Source organism: Streptococcus sp. 9.1, assembly GCF_016648815.1.
In the GTDB taxonomy this organism is placed as follows: Bacteria; Bacillota; Bacilli; order Lactobacillales; family Streptococcaceae; genus Streptococcus; species Streptococcus salivarius_E.
Genome location: NZ_JACLQS010000026.1, coordinates 1 through 8,062 on the forward strand (window position 1 = coordinate 1; position 8,062 = coordinate 8,062).

Here is an 8,062-nt window from a genome sequence, read left to right on the forward strand (position 1 = left end):
AGTAACGTCCGAAGGCGAATTTAGTTGTGTCGATAACTTGAGTGTTTTCTGCATCGCCAAGTGACTTAGTGAAGCCATCTTTAAGGTTAGCTGTGATCACACCATTGTTAACAGTGATATCAAATTTAGAAGTTACATCGTCTCCTGTTACAGAGTCATACGCTTTAATCTTAGTAGCGTCAAGATCCAACTTAGTTTCATCGTAGTCATCTGAGATTCCTACTGATTGGATGTTGTCCTTGTTAGCTGCGTCAAATTTAGTTGTATCCAACCATACTTGGTAAACCAACTTGTCGCCACGGTTAACAGTCTTAGTATTGATGTTTTCAGCTTCGTTGTTTGCAGTACCATCCGCATATGGGTTGGCATTTGTATCTGCGTACTTGTCGGCCAATTCAGAATCATCATCAAGAAGTTTGTTATCAGTAATTGAGAATTTCTCAGCATTCAATACATACTTCTCTGGTTGGAACTTAGGTTCTTCTGGTGGAGTTACACGGTTGTTAAATTCTTTATCCGCAATGTCGCCTACAGTCGCGATAAGAACTTTAGCAGTACCATCGTGTTTAACTGTAACTGTTACATTCGCTTTCATTGTGTCGTATGTAACGGTTGCGTCTGAGCCTTTAACTTCTTCTACGGTGTAGTTGTGTACGCCTTCTTGGCCTTTCTTGAACTCAAGTTTAGAGAACTTAACGTTACCTGAAGCATCATTGCTTACAGTTTCAAGAGTCTTACCTTCTGAATCTTTAAGAACGAAGCTGAATTCGTTAGCTTTAAGCTCACGGCCTTCCAAACGTTTAGTGAAGTTGAATTCCACTTCAACTGGAACGTTGTTAACACGTTTTTCAGTTGGTTTGTTTGGTTTTTCAACTGTCTTGCTTACTGGGTTGTAGTAGTTAACAACTTGGGCAGCAGTATTTTCGATATCTGCACCGCCAGGAACATCGTTCTTAACAGTTGCTGGAATATCAAACTTGTAGTAACGTCCAAATTCAAATTTAGTTGTATCAATGATTTGAGTATTTTCTGCGTCGCCAAGTGACTTAGTGAAGCCAGCTTTAAGAGTTGCAGTCATCACACCATTTTCAACATTAATGTCAAATTTATCTGTGACATCAGCTCCAGTTACTGAATCGTAAGCCTTGATTGCTGAACCATCTACATCAACCTTAGTTTCATCGTAGTCATCAGTGATTCCTACAGTTTGAACGTTGTCTTTGTTAGCTGCGTCAAATTTAGTTGTATCCAACCATACTTGATAGTAGATCTTTTCGCCGCGTTTAACAGACTTAGTATTGATGTTTTCTGCTTCGTTGTTATCAGCTTTATCTACATATGGATCGGTATTTGTTTCACCATATTTATCAGTCAACTCTGCATCATCATCGAGAAGCTTGTTATCAGTGATAGAGAATTTCGCTGTATTCAATACGTATTTCTCTGGTTGGAACTTAGGTTCTTCTGGAGGTGTTACACGGTTGTTAAATTCTTTATCCGCAATGTCGCCTACAGTCGCGATAAGAACTTTAGCTGTTCCATCATGTTTAACTGTGACTGTTACATTCGCTTTCATTGTATCGTATGTAACGGTTGCGTCTGAGCCTTTAACTTCTTCTACTGTGTAGTTGTGTACGCCTTCTTGACCTTTCTTGAACTCAAGTTTAGAGAACTTAACGTTACCAGCCGCATCGTTGCTTACAGTTTCAAGAGTCTTACCTTCTGAATCTTTAAGTACGAAGCTGAATTCGTTGGCTTTAAGCTCACGACCTTCCAAACGTTTAGTGAAGTTGAATTCCACTTCAACTGGAACGTTGTTAACACGTTTTTCAGTTGGTTTAGTTGGTTTTTCAACTTTCTTAGTTGTTGGGTTGTAGTAGTTAACTACTTGAGCCGCAGTATTTTCAATATCTGCACCACCAGGAACATCAGCTTTAACTGTTGTTGGGATGTCGAACTTGTAGTAACGTCCGAAAGCAAATTTAGTTGTGTCGATAACTTGTGTGTTTTCTGCGTCGCCAAGTGACTTAGTGAAGCCATCTTTAAGTGTTGCAGTAATCACACCGTTGTTAACAGTGATATCGAATTTAGCTGTAACATCATCACCTGTTACTGAATCGTAAGCTTTGATCTTAGTAGCGTCAAGCTCCAATTTAGTTTCATCGTAGTCATCTGAGATTCCTACTGATTGGATGTTGTCCTTGTTAGCTGCGTCGAATTTAGTTGTATCCAACCATACTTGGTAAACCAACTTATCGCCACGTTTAACAGTCTTAGTATTGATGTTTTGTGCTTCGTTGTTTGAGGCATCGTCAGCGTATGGGTTCGCATTTGTATCTGCGTACTTGTCTGCCAACTCTTTATCGTCATCAACGAGCTTGTCACCAGTGATATCGAATTTCTCTTCAGAAACAACGTATTTCTCTGGTTGGAACTTAGGTTCTTCTGGAGGTGTGACACGGTTGTTGAACTCTTTATCAGCTGCATCTGTCACGTTAGCAACGATTGCTTTAGCTGTACCGTCGTGTGAAACCACAACTTTAACAGTAGCAACCATTGTGTCGTATTTGACAGTTGTATCTGTACCAGGAGTTTCTTCTACTGTGTAGTTGTAAGTCTTACCAAGATCATCGCGACCAAATTTAAGAGTCTTGAAGACAATCTTACCAGCAGCGTCGTTCTTCACGCGTTCAACTTCAACGCCGTCTTTCTTCAATACAAATTCGAATTCGTTAGCTTGAAGTTCACGACCTTCCAAACGTTTTGTGAAGTTCATTTCCACTGGAACTGGAACGCTGTTAACACGTTTTTGTGTTGGTTTTTCAGGTTTTTCAACTGTCTTGCTTACTGGGTTGTAAACGTGAACTGTTTGGTTGGCTGTATTTTCAATATCAGCACCAGCTTTAACAGATTCTTTAACAGTTGCTGGGATATCAAATTTATAGTAACGTCCAAATGCGAATTTAGTAGTATCGATAACAGGGTTGTTTACTTTATCTTTGATAAATTCATCTTTAGAAGTTGCAGTGATTGTGCCATTTTCAACTTTGATGTCGAATTTAGCAGTCACGTCTGCACCAGTTACTGAATCGTATGCTTTGATGTCAGCAGCGTTAACGTCCAATTTTTCTGCATCGTATTTATCAGATACACCAACGTATTGGATGTTGTTAGCTTCTGTGAATTTAGTAGTATCAAGCCATACTTGGTATACCAATTTAGAACCGCGTTCAACAGTCTTAGTATTCAAGTTTTCTGGTTCGTTGTTTTTAACACCATCAACATATGGATTTGCATTTGTTGCTGTGTACTCGTTACCAGGTACATCATCGTCGTCATCCATCAACTTGTCACCAGTAATGTCATATTTCTCTTTAGAAACGACAAATTTTTCTGGTTGGAATTCAGGAGTTTCTGGAGGAGTGACTTTGTTGTTGAATTCTTTATCTGCAGTACCGTCAGTTGCATTACCATTTGCGTCTACACCACCAGTTGATGTAACGTTTGTAACAGTAGTCAATGTGTGACCGTTCTTAGCAACTTCAACTGTAACAGTAGCTTTCATCTTATCGTAAGTCATACCAAACTCTTTGTTGGCTGGGATAACTTCTTCTACTTTATAAGTATGAGTACCTACTTTAGTGTTGTCGAATGACAAGTTAGAGAATGAAACATTACCAGCAGCATCATTTTTAACTGTTTCAACTACTGCACCTGTAGAATCTTTCAATACGAAGCTGAATTCACCTGCTTTAAGTTCACGACCTGCCAATTTCTTAGTAAAGTCGAACTTAGTTACAACTGGAGCAACTACATAGTTGTTGAACTCAGTGTCTTCAGGCATTGTAACTGCAGTACTCAAGAGACCTGTAGCGGCATCTTTAGTAACTTTAACTTTCACTACTGCGTTCATAGTATCGTAATCGATATTTGTATCGTTACCAGCTTTTTCACGCACAGTGTAAGTGTGTTCACCTTCAGCGCTGTATTCAATAGCATCAAAAGTGATTGAACCGTCTGCTGCATTTTTCTTAGTTTGGATTACATTGCCATTTTCAAGCAATTCGAATGTGAAGGCATCTGCTTCAAGTGCTTTACCTTCAAGACGTTTAGTGAACTTGAATTGAGCTTGAGTAGGAGCTGATGTGAAGGTATTGTTGAACTCTTTATCAGTTGGAAGAGTTGCAACAGCAGTAAGCGCATGACCTGACTTAGTAACAGTAACTGTTACGTTAGCTTTCATTGGGTCATAAGTCATACCTGCTTCAGTTCCTTGAACTTCTTCTACAGTGTACTTGTGGTCACCAACTTGAGCATTTGTAAATGTCAATGCGTCAAATTTAACTTTACCGTTGGCATCATTTTGTTTTGTTTGAAGGACTTTACCATCTTTGTCTTTCAATACAAAGCTAAATTCGCCAGCTTTCAAGTCACGACCTGCAAGAGCTTTGCTGAAGTCAAATTGTGCAGTTACAGGAGCTACAACGTGGTTGTTGAAGATCTTGTCATCAGTACCAGTTGCTTCACCACCTGTTGAAGTCATTTCAGTCTTAGCAACCAAAAGACCTGTAGCGGCATCTTTAGTAACTGTTACTTTAACTGCGATAGTCATTTCATCGTAGTCTACATCGGCATTGTTGCCCTTCACTTCTTTAACAGTGTAGTTGTAGACACCTTCACGGTCGAATGACAATTCGCTGAAGTTAATCTTACCGTTAGCTTTGTTAGTTACAGTTTCGTTAACATTGTTATCACCAGTCAATGTGAAGCTAAAGTCACCTGCGTTCAAAGTACCGTTTGAAAGTGATTTATCAAATTCAAGGTTAACTTTAATCGCACCTGGTGTGAATGTATTGTTGAACTCTGTATCTGCTGGAAGAGTATTTGTTGCTTTAAGAACGTGACCTTCCTTAGTAACAGTGATTGTTACTTCAGCCTTCATTGTATCGTAAGTCATACCAGCTTCTTTGTTTTCTGGGATAACTTCTTCTACAGTGTACTTGTGAGTACCAACTTGAGTATTGTCAAAGGTCAAATCATCAAAGGCTACAACACCTTCTTTAGTATTTTTCTTAGTTTGAAGAACTTTACCAGTTGAATCTTTCAATACGAAGCTAAATTCACCGGCTTTCAACTCACGACCTGCGAGAGCCTTGCTAAAGTCAAACTTAGTTTTAACTGGAGCTACAACGTAGTTGTTGAAGACTTTATCATCTGCACTTGAAGCAAATCCACCAGTACCACTGTATTTAACAGAAGCTTGCAAATCACCTTTAGAGTTTTCAGTTACAGTAACAGTCATCTTAACTGTCATACCATCGTAATCGACGTTTGTATCTGCCCCTTTAACCTCAGTGATTGTGTAGATGTAAGTACCAACTTTATTGAAAGTTAAGTTACTAAATGTAGCTTTACCGTTTTTATTAGTAACAGTTTCTTCATATGACGGAAGTGATTTGTTTTCATTGACTTCTTTAATCTTGAAGCTGAATTCACCATCAACAAGTACACGTCCTTCCAATTGTTTTTCAACTTCTGGTGTAACTGTTACAGGTTCTTGTTTGACATAGTAATAAACAGGTTGTTTATACGGTGTCAAAGAGTTAAGCAAGTCAACGTTGGTACCGATACCATTTACTCCACGAACCAATTGTTCATTTGGAGAAAGGTGACCAATATTGTCTCCTAAGAATGGTACGAATACAGTTTTATATGGTGTATATCCAGCAGCTTTTTGGAAGTCAAATGGAACTTCTTTACCATTTGCATAGGTTACACCTTTACTATCAGTGAAAGCAATTGTATTAAGAGGTGATTTCTTAACAGCTAATTCTTGTTTGTTGTAATCACCTGGTTTAATTGGTTTCGTTTCTGCTAGCAACATGTAGCCATCAGTGCTCAATGTACCATCAGAACGCTTGCTTTGTTGTTTTGGATCTAGAAGATAAACACGAACAACTACAGTTCCATCTTCACCCACGATTTCTTTAATACGTTTAATTCCTGCACGCTCAGCGTCCATGAATTTCGTTCCAACAGTATAAGGACGACTCACATATCCTGACTGATCATTTGCTTCAGCTGCTTGATAAAGTTTGTATCCATCAAATTGGCGCTCTCCAGATGCTGTGAAGTTTTGACCTTCCATAGCTTTAAGAGTGTATGAAGCTAAGTCTACTTCATTACCATTTGCTTTATAATCTTGAACAGTTACATCAGTTTTATTCGCCTTAAATGTTGGATTGTTTTTATCAACTACTTTATAGTAAGTTGTTTTATTAACTGATACTGGAATCTTGGCATTAGTATCTGTAATCGTACGACCGTTATATGCTGGTTCTACAACGTTGATAATATCTGTTGATGTACGAGCAGCATAAACTGCATCATATAATTTTTGTTCTTCAGTAGTAAGGTTATGTCCTGGAGCTACTAAAGCTTGGATACTTGCCCCAACTTCATAACCAAATTGAATAAATGGTTGGTCCGTTTTACCAGGTCCAGCTCCTAAACCTTTATCATAATCTACTTGGAAAGTTAATTCACCTTTAGAAGCAGATTGAGTAGTCGTGAATTTTTGAATACCACTAGACGCAGTAATTGTTCTTGTTTCAACTACAGCACCAGTATTTTTGTTGATCAATTCAACAGTCGTATCTGTTGAAGCATCAAATCTCTTGTAAGCACGTACATAGTAGCTTGTATTGTAACGTTCATTGAAGCGGGTTAGGTCTACGATACTATAGGTGTAGACATCGCCTTCTTTAGCAGCATATCCTGATGGTACTGTTTGTGAACGAACACTTGCACCATTTGGATCCGTCATCTCAGGTGTAGCAACTTCACCGTCTTTTAGGAAAGTTGCTACAGCAACCGGCTCGTTATTGTGGTCTGTAGCGGCACGACGATTACGACGGCTGCTTCTTGTTGCCAAAGCGCCAGCATTCGTCAAATCAGTTGCTGCACGGTCAAGCGTTGCACTACGAACTGCTGCTGATCCTACAGAATAAAAACGCGCAGAACCACGTGTGTTAAGACTTGTAGTTGCTGCCGCAGTTTCGGCTGCTGCTGTTTCTTCAGCTACTGGAGCTGCTGTTGCTGCAGTACGATTAGCCGCTGTTGCAGCTGGAGTTGCTGCAGCGGCTGTCGCTGAAGCTGTTGTTTCAACCTTGTTGCTAGCTGCATTTGTTGATGCTGCTGTAGCTGGCTTAGCTGTTTCTGTAGCAGCCTTTTCAGTTGGTTTTGCTGCTTCCGAAGCTGGTTTAGCAGCTTGAGATTTTGCAGTTTCTGTAGCTTGTTTGTCAGTTGTCCCTGCGGCAGCCTTATCTGTTGTTGAAGCTTCTGGCGTCAAGTTAAATGTTGACGCAGTTGCCTCAGTTGAAGATACAGCTGCAGTAGGATCTGCTTGAGCTGTAGATGCTGTAGATGTCTCAATCAGGTTTGATGAACTTTCCCCCTCAACTGATGAATCAGGGTTTGATGAAGAAGCGTCAGGCGCTGTTACTTCATCGGCCTGTGCAGTATGAGCGGCAAAGAGTGCCGTTCCTAGCAAGACTGAAGCGACACCAAACGAATATTTACGCAATGAAAATCGTTGACGTCTATTGAAAATGTCTTTCATGTTTAAGTCTCCCTCTTAAAAAAATAGTTAGTTATAGATACATGACTACAAGTTAATTCCCCTCATATCCATGATTCATTCTCATTCTAACATTCTGACAATTTAGAGTCAAGTGATTAATCTATCTTTTCTAAAAAAACTTTAGTTATCTGACAATTGTTAAATCCAAACTCTTACAAAAAGCAGTCTTACGTTAAAACACTTGTATTATAAGCGTTTAAAACGCTTACTGTTATTTATCATAAAATCGTTTTTTCTAATATTTTGATATTAATTTTCTTCTTTAAAAGCCATCTTGAATTCACTTTTAACGTTCATTTTTCTAATAATTGGCTTTCTTAAATAAGTAAATTTCAAATAGAAGTAAGGATTGAAACAACTTTTAAACGTAAAAACCCTTTAAAAGTAAGACTTCCCTATTATCATTTTTAACTCTTCTTA

1 protein-coding gene is annotated in these 8,062 nt (G+C 38.9%); it reads right to left on the reverse strand.

Annotated features, from left to right (window positions below):
• Positions 1 to 7,621, reverse strand: a 7,621-nt coding sequence (locus tag H7T93_RS09770) for a Spy0128 family protein (RefSeq protein WP_201041940.1), incomplete at its 3' end; no start/stop codon positions are given.
• Between the last annotated feature and the right edge of the window lie 441 nt (positions 7,622 to 8,062).